Origin of the sequence: Thomasclavelia spiroformis DSM 1552 (assembly GCF_025149465.1) — a bacterium.
GTDB classification, from domain to species: domain Bacteria; phylum Bacillota_I; class Bacilli_A; order Erysipelotrichales; family Coprobacillaceae; genus Thomasclavelia; species Thomasclavelia spiroformis.
On the sequence record NZ_CP102275.1, the window covers coordinates 1,595,198 to 1,609,156 of the forward strand.

General features: G+C 27.3%; 15 protein-coding genes. 5 read left to right on the forward strand and 10 right to left on the reverse strand.

The genetic code is table 11. The features are described from left to right. Positions 1-19: 19 nt before the first annotated feature. Genes NQ543_RS07580 through NQ543_RS07595 form a run of 4 tightly spaced genes read right to left on the reverse strand, consistent with a single transcriptional unit; the run spans position 20 to position 5,156 of the window. A complete protein-coding gene (locus NQ543_RS07580) occupies positions 20-223 on the reverse strand; it encodes a helix-turn-helix domain-containing protein (RefSeq protein WP_004608663.1) in 204 nt (67 codons plus the stop codon). Positions 224-265: 42 nt separating this feature from the next. Next, a complete protein-coding gene (gene uvrC, locus NQ543_RS07585) occupies positions 266-2,032 on the reverse strand; it encodes an excinuclease ABC subunit UvrC (RefSeq protein WP_004608664.1) in 1,767 nt (588 codons plus the stop codon). Then, the gene (locus NQ543_RS07590) at positions 2,032-4,344 is read right to left on the reverse strand and encodes an endonuclease MutS2 (RefSeq protein WP_004608665.1); all 2,313 of its coding nucleotides are present in this window, start codon (positions 4,342-4,344) and stop codon (positions 2,032-2,034) included. The genes uvrC and NQ543_RS07590 overlap by 1 nt, the downstream gene beginning before the upstream one ends. Before the next feature lie 2 nt (positions 4,345-4,346). Then, entirely contained in the window at positions 4,347-5,156 is an 810-nt protein-coding gene (locus NQ543_RS07595) for a CvpA family protein (RefSeq protein ID WP_004608666.1), read from the reverse strand. 106 nt (positions 5,157-5,262) lie between these two features. Between NQ543_RS07595 and rnhC the strand changes: the two genes are divergently transcribed. From rnhC to NQ543_RS07610, 3 genes are all read left to right on the forward strand, one after another. Further along, positions 5,263-6,048 (forward strand): ribonuclease HIII, encoded by a 786-nt coding sequence (gene rnhC, locus NQ543_RS07600; RefSeq protein WP_039903414.1) that lies wholly within the window; start codon positions 5,263-5,265, stop codon positions 6,046-6,048. A gap of 144 nt (positions 6,049-6,192) precedes the next feature. After that, entirely contained in the window at positions 6,193-6,900 is a 708-nt protein-coding gene (locus NQ543_RS07605; protein WP_004608668.1) for an ABC transporter ATP-binding protein, read from the forward strand. Further along, on the forward strand, positions 6,893-8,470 hold the full coding sequence (locus NQ543_RS07610) for a hypothetical protein (protein ID WP_004608669.1): 1,578 nt from the start codon (positions 6,893-6,895) through the stop codon (positions 8,468-8,470). The genes NQ543_RS07605 and NQ543_RS07610 overlap by 8 nt, the downstream gene beginning before the upstream one ends. A 205-nt stretch (positions 8,471-8,675) precedes the next feature. Here the strand turns inward: NQ543_RS07610 and NQ543_RS07615 are convergent, their stop codons facing one another. After that, positions 8,676-9,263 (reverse strand): DUF2812 domain-containing protein, encoded by a 588-nt coding sequence (locus tag NQ543_RS07615; protein WP_117604546.1) that lies wholly within the window; start codon positions 9,261-9,263, stop codon positions 8,676-8,678. Next, positions 9,260-9,583, reverse strand: coding sequence for a PadR family transcriptional regulator (locus NQ543_RS07620; protein WP_004608672.1), 324 nt, complete (start codon positions 9,581-9,583; stop codon positions 9,260-9,262). Before NQ543_RS07620 ends, NQ543_RS07615 begins: the two co-directional genes overlap by 4 nt. A 741-nt stretch (positions 9,584-10,324) precedes the next feature. On the opposite strand from NQ543_RS07620, the gene NQ543_RS12160 reads away from it, so the two are divergent. Beyond that, a complete protein-coding gene (locus NQ543_RS12160; protein ID WP_004608675.1) occupies positions 10,325-10,450 on the forward strand; it encodes a helix-turn-helix transcriptional regulator in 126 nt (41 codons plus the stop codon). A 294-nt stretch (positions 10,451-10,744) separates the two neighbouring features. Here the strand turns inward: NQ543_RS12160 and NQ543_RS07630 are convergent, their stop codons facing one another. From NQ543_RS07630 to trhA, 4 genes are read right to left on the reverse strand one after another with little or no spacing between them, the layout of a single operon-like run. Then, the gene (locus NQ543_RS07630; RefSeq protein ID WP_004608676.1) at positions 10,745-11,209 is read right to left on the reverse strand and encodes a deoxycytidylate deaminase; all 465 of its coding nucleotides are present in this window, start codon (positions 11,207-11,209) and stop codon (positions 10,745-10,747) included. Continuing rightward, positions 11,202-12,122, reverse strand: coding sequence for an RluA family pseudouridine synthase (locus NQ543_RS07635; RefSeq protein ID WP_004608677.1), 921 nt, complete (start codon positions 12,120-12,122; stop codon positions 11,202-11,204). The genes NQ543_RS07630 and NQ543_RS07635 overlap by 8 nt, the downstream gene beginning before the upstream one ends. Next, a complete protein-coding gene (gene lspA, locus NQ543_RS07640; RefSeq protein ID WP_039903526.1) occupies positions 12,109-12,594 on the reverse strand; it encodes a signal peptidase II in 486 nt (161 codons plus the stop codon). Before lspA ends, NQ543_RS07635 begins: the two co-directional genes overlap by 14 nt. A 54-nt stretch (positions 12,595-12,648) precedes the next feature. Then, a complete protein-coding gene (gene trhA, locus NQ543_RS07645; protein WP_004608679.1) occupies positions 12,649-13,302 on the reverse strand; it encodes a PAQR family membrane homeostasis protein TrhA in 654 nt (217 codons plus the stop codon). A gap of 118 nt (positions 13,303-13,420) precedes the next feature. On the opposite strand from trhA, the gene NQ543_RS07650 reads away from it, so the two are divergent. After that, complete coding sequence (locus tag NQ543_RS07650; protein ID WP_004608680.1) at positions 13,421-13,957, forward strand: DUF1836 domain-containing protein; 537 nt, start codon at positions 13,421-13,423, stop codon at positions 13,955-13,957. The last annotated feature ends 2 nt before the right edge of the window (positions 13,958-13,959 follow it).

The window sequence follows — 13,959 nt, forward strand, 5'->3', positions numbered from 1 at the left end:
CCGAATTTAATTCGGTCTATTAAAACTCCAATTCCTTTAATCTAACCAATTCAAAAACCGCTTGAATTCTTGAATCAACTCCTAATTTTTGAATAACATTAGAAATATGATTACGAACCGTTTTTTCGCTAATCTTTAATATTTGAGCAATTTCTTTAGTTGAATGATTATTTATTAAAAGAGTAAAAACCTCTCTTTCTCTTGGAGTAAGAATGATATTCACTAATTAATTCACCTCTTAATTTAATATATGAGAGAATTAATTTTACGTGTCTTTTTTCAAAACGTTAAAAAGATTAGCTGCTACTTCTTTGGGTAACACTTTTTCTAATTGTTCTAAACTTGCTTCTTTTAATTGTTTAACACTGCCAAATTCTTTTAATAATAATTTTTTACGTTTCGGTCCAATTCCTTCAACATTATCAAGAATTGATTGAAACAATGACTTTGAACGAACATTTTTATGAAAACTTATTGCATAACGATGTACTTCATCTTGCATCCTAACTAATAAAAAGAATAATTCACTTTTTTTATCAATAGCAACTTCATTACCTTCGCTATCTAAAAGCATTGAAGTAGAGTGTTTATCATCTTTAGCTAAGCCACAAACCATAATATTTAAATTCAAACTATCAATTACTTCTTTAGCTACTTTGATTTGCCCTTTACCACCATCGACAATAATTAAATCCGGTCTTTCTAAATTTTCCATTAAAACCCGATAATAACGTCGATAAATTACTTCTTTCATACTTGCATAATCATCAGGTCCTTCAACTGTCTTAATTTTAAATTTTCGATAATCTTTTTTAGATGGCAATCCATCTTTAAAACAAACCATTCCAGCAACAGCATACGATCCTTGAATATTAGAGTTATCAAATAATTCAATTCTTCTAGGTAAGTCAATATTCAACAATGAACCTAATTGCTTAATTGCACCAATTGTAGAAGCTTCATTTTTTTGAATCAATAAAAATTTCTTTTCCAATTGTTCCTTAGCATTTTCATTGGCCATAGCTACTAAATTAGCTTTATTTCCTTTTTGGGGTTTGATAATTTTACATTTAATAATTTCCTGCAATAACGAAACATCCAATTCTTTTGGTACTAATAATTCCTTTGGTTCCGTATTTTCTTGATAAAATAACACTAAAAAAGAAATAATTTGTTCTTGAAAATCATCTTGCATTGGTACTAAGTTCAAATCACGGGCCAAAAGCTTACCATTACGCATAAAAAATAATTGCAAACACAAATATCCTTTATCATGATAATATCCAACAATATCACGATCAACTAAATCATTAAACTGAACATGTTGTTTACTAGTAACATGTTGAATATGACTAATTAAATCACGACATTCTTTAGCCAATTCATAATTTTGCACTTCACTAGCATTATACATTTTTTCTTGCAATTCATTAATTATTTGCTTAGTATCCCCTTGAATAAATTTAGTAATATTTGATGTTATTTGTTTATATGTTTCTTCATTTACTGTTTGAATACATGGTGCTAGGCACTGATTTAAGGAATAATATAAACATGGTTTTTTAGGAATGTGATTACATTTTCTTAATGGATATAGACGATTTAATAATTTAAATGTTTCTCTTGCAGCAGTTCCATCGGGAAATGGTCCAAAATGACGATGTTTTTTATCTTGGGCATTTCTGACAATTTTTAAACGGGGATGTCTTTCTTTAGTAAGTTGGATGTATGGATAATATTTATTATCCATAAAAGAGATATTGTATTTTGGTGAATAATCTTTGATTAGATTTATTTCTAATAACAAAGCTTCTTTTTCAGAATCAGTAACAATATAATCAAAATCAACAATTTCATGAACTAATTTAGTTGTTTTATAATTATGAGCTCCAACAAAATAAGAAGAAACACGATTTTTTAATTTCTTAGCTTTTCCAACATAAATAACATCACCGTTTTTATCTTTCATCAAATAACAACCAGGTAATAGCGGTAATAAAGAAAGCTTATCTTTTATCATTTTACGGTTCATTATTCAAAATATACTAAGGTTGCCCCTAGCCCTCCTTCGTTAGGACCGCCATCACGATAACTAACTACATATTTATTTTTATCAAGTAATTTACGCACACCATTTCTTAAAACACCAGTACCCATACCATGAATAATTCTTACCATTGAATAATTATTTACTAAGGCATCATCTAAAAATTTATCAACAAGTGCCATTGCTTCTTCATAGCGTTTACCAATTATATTTAATTCAAAACTTTGATTTGTTGATTTACGTAATGCTTTAAGATTTGATTTAACTTTTTTAGGTTTAACTTTTTTAGAAATAAAGCTAACTTCTTCAGGTTTAGCATTTAGTTTTAAACCACTCATATCAATTGTTAAAATCCCTTTTCTATTAATTGAAAGAATTTCTCCTTGACGATTAGCAGACAATACTTTAACAATATCCCCCACTTGATAAACATGATTTGTTTCATTAACAACTTTCTTTTCTTCATGTTTTAATAAATCAAGATTTCTTTTAGCATCAATAACAACATGTTGTTTTAATACTGCTTGTTTTTTTAAATCCTCAACGACTAAATCAATTTCTTGTTTTGAATCTTCTAATAATTGATTAGCTTCTTTTTTAGCTTTTTCCATTAAATCATCTTTTTGTTTTTCAAAATTACTAATTAAACGATTATATTTATTTATCTTATTAGTAGCTTCATGATTTAAAGCTTCTAATTGATCTTTTTGAATCTGAATTTGGGCTAATTCATCTTGAAGCTTTTCCAATAATTTATCACTATCAGTCAAACTACTTTCTTTAATTTGATAAGCTAATTCAACAATTTCTTTTTTTAAACCTAATCTTGAAGAAATCTCAATAGCATATGAATTACCAACACTACCTTCAATTAAACGATATGTCGGTTTCATATTTTCTTGATCGAATTCTACTGCAGCTACTAAAATATATTCTTCATTTTTGGCATATTCCTTTAAACCAGAATAATGTGTAGAAGCTACGATAATTGGATTTACTTGATGTAAATATCGTAAAATTGCTTCTGCAATACTTTGACCCTCTTTAGGATCAGTCCCCGAACCAATTTCATCTAATAAAACTAACGATTTTTCAGTTGCCTCATTAGTAATTTCAACTAAACGTTTCATATGACTTGAAAATGTTGATAATGATTGTTCAATTGACTGTTCGTCACCTAAATCAACACATATTTGATCAAACATTGGAATCGTTGCTTGATTACAAGGAACCGCCATTGCACATAATCCCATTAAACTTAATAACCCAGCTGTTTTTAAAACTACTGTCTTTCCTCCAGTATTTGATCCACTGATTAACAATATTCGCTTAGGACTAGTTAAAACAATACTATTTGCAACAACTTTATCACGATCAATCAACGGATGACGAGCTTTAATTAAACTAAAATTAGCATAATCTTCGTTAATACTAGGAACAACACCATCAATTTGAATTCCATAACCAGCTTTAGCAAAAATTACATCAACTTTTACTAATAATTCTTGATTTTCATGTAAACAATCATAATTATCTTTAACTTGTTTTGAAAGTTCCATTAAAATTCGATTAATTTCTTTGATTTCATCATCACGAGCATGAATCAACTGATTATTCATTGCTACAATCACTTCTGGTTCAATAAACATTGTCGAACCAGTAGCTGAAACAGCATGAACAATTCCTTTAACACTATTTTTATTTCCAGCTTTAACCGGTAAAACCAAATGATTATTACGACTAGAAATAGCTTCTTGTGATAAATAATCTTTATTGGCAACTTTAATTTGTTCCATTTTAGCTCTAATATTTGTTTCAATCGATAATATTTGTCTTCTGATTCGACGTAATTCTTTACTAGCACTATCTAAAACATTACCACTACTATCAATACAACGATTAATTTCTTTTAATAGTTGTTTTGGTAAAATGAATTGATTACATAATTGAATCAATTCATTTTCTTCTAATTCTTTATCTGATAAATAATTAATTATTTCTTTAACATTATTTAATAAATAAACTATTTGTACAAAATCTTCACCAAATAACATCCCATCTTTATTAGCTTTTGATAATAAAGTTTCAATATCATTGTAGTATCCAATTGGTAAACGACCATATTTATAAATAAGCTGCATCGCTTGATCAAGATACTTTTGGTTTAATTTTAAATCGTCTAAATCATCAAAGGGCTGTAATTTAGTAATTTTATCTTTAGCTAAATTTCCTACACAAAAACTTATAACTTTATTTTTAATTTGATTAAATTCTAATGTATCATATATGTTTTTCATCTTTACTCACTCACTACTATTTTATTTAATATCATCTCTACATTTATTTTCGTACTATCTAACTTATTTAATAATTTGATTACTTCATCATATTGTTTTTGAGTTAAATTAATAGGATTTTCAATTTGATTAAAGTCTTGCCAATAATTATTCATCATTTTATCTAATTTTTCTTGACTAATAATACCACTATCATATGCTTTATTTAAAGTAAGTGCAATATAATAAATGTTTTCACTATTAAAGCTATCATAATTGATTCCATTATCAATAACTATACCAACATTATTAATCGCTTCTATTTCATTAGTAACAGTCGGTACTAAATTCAAAATTTTTTTAGCAAAAATAGTATTTTCAACGGCTTCCTTACCTCCAGACAATATTGGCATAATAATAAAAACTAATCCTAAATAAATAATAATTATTCCCTCAATAAAACTAGCAATTATTCCAAGCAAACGATCAATATGCTCAAATAATTTAAATGCATAAATAATCCTTTTTAAAAGTGGTTTAATAATTAAACCAAGAAAAAAAAGCAGCAATTTTAAACATGCTAATAAAATCAAAAAGATAATAAAACGATTTACTATATCACCAATAACTTCCCCTATTCCTTCAACTTGATAAATTTTAAATATATTAGCTAACGGTGAAGAAGCATATAAACTAATCACTAAAGAAACAATCGTTGCCATTAAATCATAGCCCCGATAAACAAAACCTTTTATGTACCCTAAAATTAACATTATTAATAAAATAAAAACTATTATTACATCAATAATTAATGAATTTATTGCAAAATCCATGAAAACACCTCATTTTCTTTGATATACATTTTAACAAAACAAATTTATACTGTCAAAAAATTTAAAAATATGTTATACTATTTTAGTAGGACTAGGAGGACAAGTAATGAACATGAATGTAGCAAAACTCAATAATTCTAAAAGAATGAACTTTATTAATATGCATGCTTACGATAAACTTGTGGCTTTTAGCGACTCTAAAACAGCAAACAGCTCTTCTAAAGACCCTAATAATTATCAAAAGATTAGCCATATTGGTTGTGATGAAACTGGGTCAGCTGATTTCTTCGGCCCACTTTGCGTTGTTGCTTGTTATGTAGATGAACGTGACATAGATTGGTTAGTTAGTCTAAATATCCGTGATCCAAAAGAAATGGATGTACACGAATTAGTTCGTATTGCTAGAGAGATAAAAGACCGGTTAATTTATAGTTTATTGCTCCTTGATAATTCGCATTATAATGCAATGGTAAAAGCAGGGAATAATTTAGCTAATATTAAAGCAAAATTATATAATCAGGCTGTTACTAATGTCATGCAAAAAGTAGGTATGCCAGTTAAAAACAAATTAATTAATCAATTTGTTTCCCCAAAAACGTATTATAATTATTTAAAACATGAAGTAATTGTTGTAAAAGACTTGACCTTTGTTCAAAAAGGAGAAGAACAGTATTTAGCCATAGTTTGCTCAATGATATTGTCAAAATATGCATATTTGCAATATTTCACTAATATGTCACGTAGTTTAAAAATGAATCTACCTCATGGTAATAGCACTAGTGTTGATGCTATTGCAGTTGAAATTGCAAAAAAATACGGTCCTAAGATGTTAAACAAAGTTACAAAAACTAATATGACTAATTACAAACGCATTAAAAATTTAATTGGATAACTTTTGTTATCCTTTTTTTATTATGTATTGATATGATTCAAATATACTTTAAATAAAATATCATATTTATTTAGAAATTATTTATTTTAAAATAATTATAAATATTATATAATAATATATATTTTATTATAAAGGGGAATATTAATGGAACTAATTATTGAACATTTACAAAAAAGTTTTGAAAAAAAAGAAGTACTAAAAGACATTAGTTTTACGTTTAAACCGGGGAAAATATATGGTCTATTAGGGCGAAATGGAGCGGGAAAGACAACATTATTTAACTGTCTTAATCAAGATATAACAATAGATAAAGGTATTGTATTATTACAAGAAAATAATCAACAACGTGCTCTTGAAATTGAAGATATTGGATATGTACTTTCAACTCCTACTGTTCCTGAGTTTTTAACAGCACGTGAGTTTTTAAAATTCTTTTTAGAAATTAATGAAAAACAAATTACTGATTTAAAAAGTATTGATGAGTATTTTGATTATATTAATATAAAAAAAGAAGATCGTGATCGTTTGTTGAAAGATTTTTCTCATGGAATGAAAAATAAAATGCAAATGCTGATAAATATTATTTTAAAACCTAATGTTTTACTTTTAGATGAACCATTAACTTCATTAGACGTTGTAGTTGCTGAAGAAATGAAAAATGTTTTACGTCATTTAAAAGAAGATCGTATTTTAATTTTATCTACACATATTATGGAGTTAGCATTGGATTTATGTGATGAAATTGTTATTTTGAATCATGGTAAACTACAGGAAGTATCAAAAGATCAATTAGATAATGATGAATTTAAAGATAAGATCTTAGCGATGCTAAGGGAGGAAGATTATGCTTAAAACATTTTGGATTGCCTTTAAATTAAAAATTACTTATCGAGTCAACACAATTATCTATTCATTAAAACAATTACCTCTAATAAAAAAAATTCTTCCTGCTTCTTTATATGCAAGCAATATTTTAAAAAGAATCGCATATGTTATTTCTTTGCTATGGGAAATTGTTGAAATATTTTTGTATAAAGGTCTTTATTTAGGAATCTTTTTAATCGCTCCTATAATGCTTGGTAGAATTGATATCAGTCTTCAACCAACATATTTTGTTCATATTTTATTGTTTTTAACGATAGCTGGAGCTGTTTCTAATAATCGTCTCTTTGATCCTAGTCGCGATAAATATTATGCAATTATTTTAATGAAGATGGATGCTACTAAATATACAGTTACTAATTATTTATATGAATTATTAAAAATTGTAATTGGTTTTTTGGGCTTTTTAATTTATGCTAATATTGTATTTGGTTTTCCGTTTTATCTTTGTTTGTTATCTCCTTTAGCTCTTTGTGGTGCTAAGATTATTTCTGGCTGTTATTCACTTTATCAATATAAAGCTAAAGGTAAAATCCGTAATGAAAATAGTCCTGTTAAAGCTGTTTGGACAACGATTGGAATTTGTTGGTTATTAGCTTATCTTCCATTCCTTACTGGTTTTGTTTTACCATTATCAGTTGGCATAATAATTTTGATTATCATGTCTTTAGGAATTTGTGGATTTAGCTATATTTATCGTTTTTCTTTATATCGACCAATGTATCAAGTTTTACTTGGACAAAAATTTTCGGCTATTAATGTTTCAATAAAACAAATAACAAACGATAATTATTTAAAATCAATTAGTAGTGATGCATCAATTACTAGTAAGAAAAAAGGATATGCTTATTTTAATGAACTATTTGTTAAACGTCATCAAAAACTACTATGGCGTAGCGCTAAAAGAATTACTGTATTTGCACTTGGATTATTAATTGCAGCAATTATAGCATTACTTTCTTTTCCAAATATACACCCTCAAATGAATAAAATGTTATTAAACTTTTTACCATATTTTGTTTTCATTATTTATTCTTTTAATTCTGGAAAATCAGTCGTTCAAGCAATGTTTCGTAATTGTGATCACAGTATGCTTACATACTCGTTTTATCGTCGTAAAGACGTAATTATTTCTTTATTTTATTTACGTTTACGTGATGTCATTTGTATTAATTTAATGCCAGCATCGATAATCGCTATTGGACTTCCTATTTTATTATACATAACTGATAAAAATACTGATCCATGGATATATTTGATAGTTTTTATTTGTATTATTGCAACAAGTATTTTCTTTTCAATTCATTATCTTACTTGTTATTATCTTTTACAGCCCTATAATAGTATGACCGAAACAAAAAGTAGTACATATAATGTTATTATGTCTTTAACTTATTTAATTTGTTTTGCTTTTATTTATTTACGAATGAATGCATTTGTATTTGGTTTGATAATGATTGCTTTTTGTGTCATTTATATAATTATTGCTAGTATCTTAGTTTATCGTTATGCTTCTAAAACATTTAGACTTCGTCAATAATTATTATACTATTACATATTGAACATGTTAAAAGCAGGTAATACCTCTAAGTATACCTGCTTTTTGAATTATGCAATCTATTTCCTAATTCGTTTTGATATAACTCAAATCCATAAACAGATTAGTTTTTTAATTTCATCTTATTAAACAAGAAAATCAATGCGGCTACTATCATAATAAATCAGTTATTTAATGCATATATAAGTTACCATTCTTTTGTCTTTGCTTCATATCTTACTTTCATTATTTCCATTTGATATATAATAACAGGAAATAAAGAAATTAAAGCAAATACACCAAAAACTAAAGAACGATCCATAACAGTAAATATGACAAACATAAGTAGAATTAAGAGCCATGGATTACGTAAATTACGATAGTAGTTTTCTTTATCCTCAAAAGAAGTATGAAGTTCAAATGGCTTTCCATCATTCTTCTTTTCTACAATTAGCAATTCTCGATTAAAAGTACTATTATTGGTTGCAATTCGCCCACCTTTTTCAGCCCATGGGCGCCAGCGTACTTTTCCAATTGAATAATTAAGATTAATATTTTTATAAAATACCTTATAACCCATATCTTCTAAAAAATCATAATAATCTTTTGCATCATCTTTTGTTTTATGACCAATAAACTCCACGCAATATTTTACTTGATTTGGTTTGCATTCTTCAAATTCATATAACATTTTCCCTGTTTGAACAAGACGATAACCTTTTTCAGACATTTTATTTAACCAATTTGCTTGCACAATCAACAGCCCTCCAAAAAAGCGATAACATTTTTTTCTCATATTGCCCCTCCAACAATTTCATTTGCAACACTTACAAGTTGATCTAGTCTTATAAGCTCTTTTTTTACTATTTCTTTTCCAAGCGTGGTAATGATATATTCTTTCCTTCTATCTTCGCTATCTCCATAAGGCATAATCCAGCCTTTTTTCTTCAATGAATTCAATGCACCATACAAAGTCCCTGCACCTAATAAAAGTCGTCCTGTTGTTTTTTCTTCAATAAATTGCATAACAGCATATCCATGTTTAGGTGTATAAAGAGAAAGTAAGATATAAAATGTAACTTCTGTAAGCGCACCACCATTTACATTATCCCGCATAAGTTATCCCTCCTTACTACGGTTACTGTAATAAATATATCACTAAACGTAATAAAATTCAAGAAAAACTACCAATATTACATTGAAAAAAATTCTTTTTTATAAATTAAAAGTAAATAACAACACATGTCTATTATTAATTATTTGATAAAAAAATGATAGAAACCTATAACTTTAACTTTTAATTATGGTTTCTATCTTTAAAGTAGTAACTTTAACATTCAATACAATACCTTAAATATATGCTTTACACATACATTTCTCATCAGATTTGCACACAGTATTTTTGACAAGTAAACTGTGCAAAAGCAATCGACAATAAAACTTAACAAAAAGAGAGGGCATTTTATGAATAAAGAAGAAGTTTTAGCAAAAGCAAAACGAGAAAATTTTTTAGGCGATGAACGAGAAAAAGATATACGTACCAAAAGTGACGCATTTTCGCTTTGGTGATTTATTATTTTAGGTTGCACCATAATGATAATTAAATTGATAAGAGTTCAATCCCCAGCAGATATAATATCCCTCTTTACTTGCACATCAGGTTTAGCATTTGTTTATGAGGGTATCAAACTGAAAAAGAAATTTAATCTTATTTGTGGAAATATTCTATTGGTACTTTCTGCATACTGCTTTTATAAATTTTGTGTGGAATTATTTTAATGAAGGATAAACTGGTATTAAAAAACAATCTCAAAAAGGTGCGAACAAAAAAAACTATCACAATCAGCTTTAGCGGAAATGGTTGGAGTATCTAGGAATACAATTAGTTCCATTGAAACAGGACAATTCAATCCTACTGCTAAACTTGCACTTATTTTGTGTATTGCACTTGATAAAAAATTTCAGGAACTATTCTATTTTTAGGAGTGATATTGTGTTAGGACTTAAAAAACGTGACATAAAAAAGCATTGAAAGCTGGTGCAAAGGAAAATACATTATAAGCATAGTCGATAAAAGGGAGAGACACTATCTTGTTCAATCTCCCTTACTTTTTTCCGTCATATCAAGACTTATTCAATCATGGTAAATTCGTAGTAAAATAGTTACTTTTCTAATTGATGAATAGTCTTTAAATACCATATTTATGCGGATAATCGATTTTTTATATTAGGTTTTAATAAAATAAAAAAAGATATAACTTAATTACAAATTATATCTTATTTAAACTCAATTGAAATCGGTGGTACTTTAGTGTATTTTACTCCAGCTGCATCCAACATTCTTTTTGCCGCACGATCACTATCAGTTCCACTATATTTATCATCTTCAAAAACAATTTCGCTAATACCACTTTGAATAATTGCTTTAACACATTCGTGACATGGAAATAAAGAAACATAAATACGACATCCTTTTAAATTTCCAATGCTATTTAAAATTGCATTTAATTCTGCATGAACTACATATGGGTATTTAGTATCATATAAATCCCCTTCTCTAACTTCCCATGGAAATTCTTTATCATCACAACCCCAAGGAAGACCATTATAGCCTACTCCAACGATTTTATTTTCTGGACTAACAATGCACGCCCCTACTTGAGTATTAGGATCTTTAGAACGAAAAGCCGATAATTTTGCAACACCCATAAAATATTGTGTCCAATTTATAACTTTACTCATCTTTCATTTCCTCCTCTAATTCATCCAATTTAGCTTTAAAATAATCCGGTAATTCGCTTTCAAATTCCATATATTCTTTTGTCGTAGGATGAATAAAACCTAATTTTTTAGCATGTAAAAACTGTCCATGACTACAATCATCTTTACGATATCCATATTTAGGATCACCATACACAGGATAACCAATATAACTCATATGTACCCTAATTTGATGAGTTCGTCCTGTCTCTAAACGACATTCTATTAAACTCATATTTTTATAACGTTTTAAAACTGTAAAATTTGTAATCGCATTTTTACTATTATTTTTTGTTACACACATACTTTGACGATCATTTGGATTACGTCCAATCGGTGCATCAATTTTGCCTTGAACATGAGGAATCAAACCATGTACTAAAGCAACATATCTTCTTGTAACACTATGATCCTTTAATTGTTCTGATAAAAAACGATGTGCTATATCATTTTTAGCTACCATTAATAATCCACTTGTTTCTTTATCGATTCGATGAACTATTCCCGGACGATTTACTCCATTGATTCCTGATAAATCTTTGCAATGAAATAAAAGGGCATTAACTAAAGTCCCACTAGTAATTCCCGGTGAAGGATGAACGATCATTCCTGTAGGTTTATCAATCACAATTACATCCTTATCTTCATAAACAACATTTAAAGGAATATCTTCAGCTTCAATTTCTAAATCACTATTGTCTTCAATAGTGATTTCAATTTGATCATTTAACTTTGTCTTATAACTCGCCTTTTCTACTTTTCCATTTACTAAAACTAAACCTCGACCAATCATTTCTTGAATCTGTGTTCTTGATAATTCCTCCATATTTAAAGCAATAATCTTATCTAATCGATAATTATTGTTATTCTCTACCAATAAATTAATTTTTTCCATGTATGCGCTCCTCAAAAATAATTTCAAAAATGATTAATATAACTCCTATTACAACTGCAATATCAGCAATATTAAAAATTGGAAAATTATAATTAAAAATAACAAAATCTATAAAATCACGTACATAACCAAGTACAATACGATCAATTAAATTACCAGCCATTCCAGCAAAAGTAAGTACTAATCCAAAACGTGTTAAAACTTCTCTACTTTTGGTTTTGGTAAAAAAATAAATCATAAAAATAGCCGACAATAATGCAATTATAATAAATAATTCTAAATGACCTGCAAGCATTCCCCAGGCCACACCGGTATTTTGTGCATATGTAAAATAAAAAAAGTTATCGATTATTTCCTGTGACTGTCCAAGTTGCATTGATGATGATACTAAATGTTTAGTAAACTGATCTCCACCAATTATTAAAATCAATGTAACCAAATACAATATTTTATCTCTTTTTGTTAATTTCATTTTATCACCCAAAGACATTATACAATAAACTTTTGCTAACCACAATAAACACCCCTATAAAACATAAATAATCACTGCTAAAAAATGAAACAATGAACCAATCATTACAAAAATATGAAACAATTCATGAAAACCAAAACTGCTAAACCAATTTGGTTTTTTTATAATATAAATAATTGCTCCAACTGTATAACTTATCCCTCCTACAGCAATTAAACCAAAACATCCTAAAGGTACTTTATTGAATGCTTGAAAATCAAAAATCAAAGCCCATCCCATCAATAAATAAAAAGCAGTAGAAATAAATCTAGGCGCATTTAACCAAAATAATTTAATAATAATGCCAACGATTGCAATAAACCAAATTACACTCAAGAAATAAACACTATGAGGATATGATAAATATTTTAGACATATTGGTGTATATGTTCCTGCAATCAATACATAAATCATTGAATGATCTAATTTACGTAAAAAACGTTTTATTTTATTGTTATTATCTCCATTATAATAATGATACATACTACTAGCACTGTATAAAGCAATTGACGATACTCCAAATACAATCGCCCCTATTAAACTTACTAAATCACTTTTACAAATCTTTGCCATTATAATCATTACAAACAGCATCAAAAACGAAAATATCGCTCCAATCAAATGTGTCAAACAACTAACTCTATCCATTGCTCTATCAATTATCCACATATAATACCTCCTTATATAGTTATCATAACTATATTATATAATATCATTATTATAATATATGTCAATCAGTTATTGAATCCTATATATAAATAAGATAAAATATCATTGAGGTGATTATATGAACGAACTAGAACAGATTATTGATAAAGTAATTAATAAAAGTATTTTAAAAAGTCAAGATATTCCTTCATTAGATTTATATATGGATCAAATAATGACTTTATTTGAAACAAATTTAAATGACAATAAACGCTATCAAGATGATAAGTTACTTACTAAAACAATGATTAATAATTACTCCAAAGCAGGAATCATTAAACCAGTTAAAGGAAAAAAATATACTAAAGAACAAATTATTGGCATGTTAATAATTTATAATTTAAAAAATATTATTACAATTCAAGAAATCAAAGATCTTTTATTACCAATATATGAAACAAACGAAAATTTAGAAATAATCTATGATCGTTTTATTGAAATAACTACTAACCAAACACAATTAAAGCCATTAATTGATAATCTTATCAATACTAATCAACTTGATATTAATGATAAAAATGAAAAACTAATTGCAATCTTAGTTCTAGCAAATTTAGCTAATCAAATAATTAATGTTATTGAAGGAATTATTGACAACGATTCTAAAAATATTTAGTT

Bases quoted from the DNA above. Each gene is read 5' to 3' on its own strand.
- uvrC (WP_004608664.1), bottom strand. From the start codon at position 2,032: ATGAACCGTAAAATGATAAAAGATAAGCTTTCTTTATTACCGCTATTA.
- NQ543_RS07590 (WP_004608665.1), bottom strand. From the start codon at position 4,344: ATGAAAAACATATATGATACATTAGAATTTAATCAAATTAAAAATAAA.
- NQ543_RS07595 (WP_004608666.1), bottom strand. From the start codon at position 5,156: ATGGATTTTGCAATAAATTCATTAATTATTGATGTAATAATAGTTTTT.
- rnhC (WP_039903414.1), top strand. From the start codon at position 5,263: ATGAACATGAATGTAGCAAAACTCAATAATTCTAAAAGAATGAACTTT.
- NQ543_RS07605 (WP_004608668.1), top strand. From the start codon at position 6,193: ATGGAACTAATTATTGAACATTTACAAAAAAGTTTTGAAAAAAAAGAA.
- NQ543_RS07610 (WP_004608669.1), top strand. From the start codon at position 6,893: ATGCTTAAAACATTTTGGATTGCCTTTAAATTAAAAATTACTTATCGA.
- NQ543_RS07615 (WP_117604546.1), bottom strand. From the start codon at position 9,263: ATGAGAAAAAAATGTTATCGCTTTTTTGGAGGGCTGTTGATTGTGCAA.
- NQ543_RS07620 (WP_004608672.1), bottom strand. From the start codon at position 9,583: ATGCGGGATAATGTAAATGGTGGTGCGCTTACAGAAGTTACATTTTAT.
- NQ543_RS12160 (WP_004608675.1), top strand. From the start codon at position 10,325: ATGGTTGGAGTATCTAGGAATACAATTAGTTCCATTGAAACAGGACAA.
- NQ543_RS07630 (WP_004608676.1), bottom strand. From the start codon at position 11,209: ATGAGTAAAGTTATAAATTGGACACAATATTTTATGGGTGTTGCAAAA.
- NQ543_RS07635 (WP_004608677.1), bottom strand. From the start codon at position 12,122: ATGGAAAAAATTAATTTATTGGTAGAGAATAACAATAATTATCGATTA.
- lspA (WP_039903526.1), bottom strand. From the start codon at position 12,594: ATGAAATTAACAAAAAGAGATAAAATATTGTATTTGGTTACATTGATT.
- trhA (WP_004608679.1), bottom strand. From the start codon at position 13,302: ATGTGGATAATTGATAGAGCAATGGATAGAGTTAGTTGTTTGACACAT.
- NQ543_RS07650 (WP_004608680.1), top strand. From the start codon at position 13,421: ATGAACGAACTAGAACAGATTATTGATAAAGTAATTAATAAAAGTATT.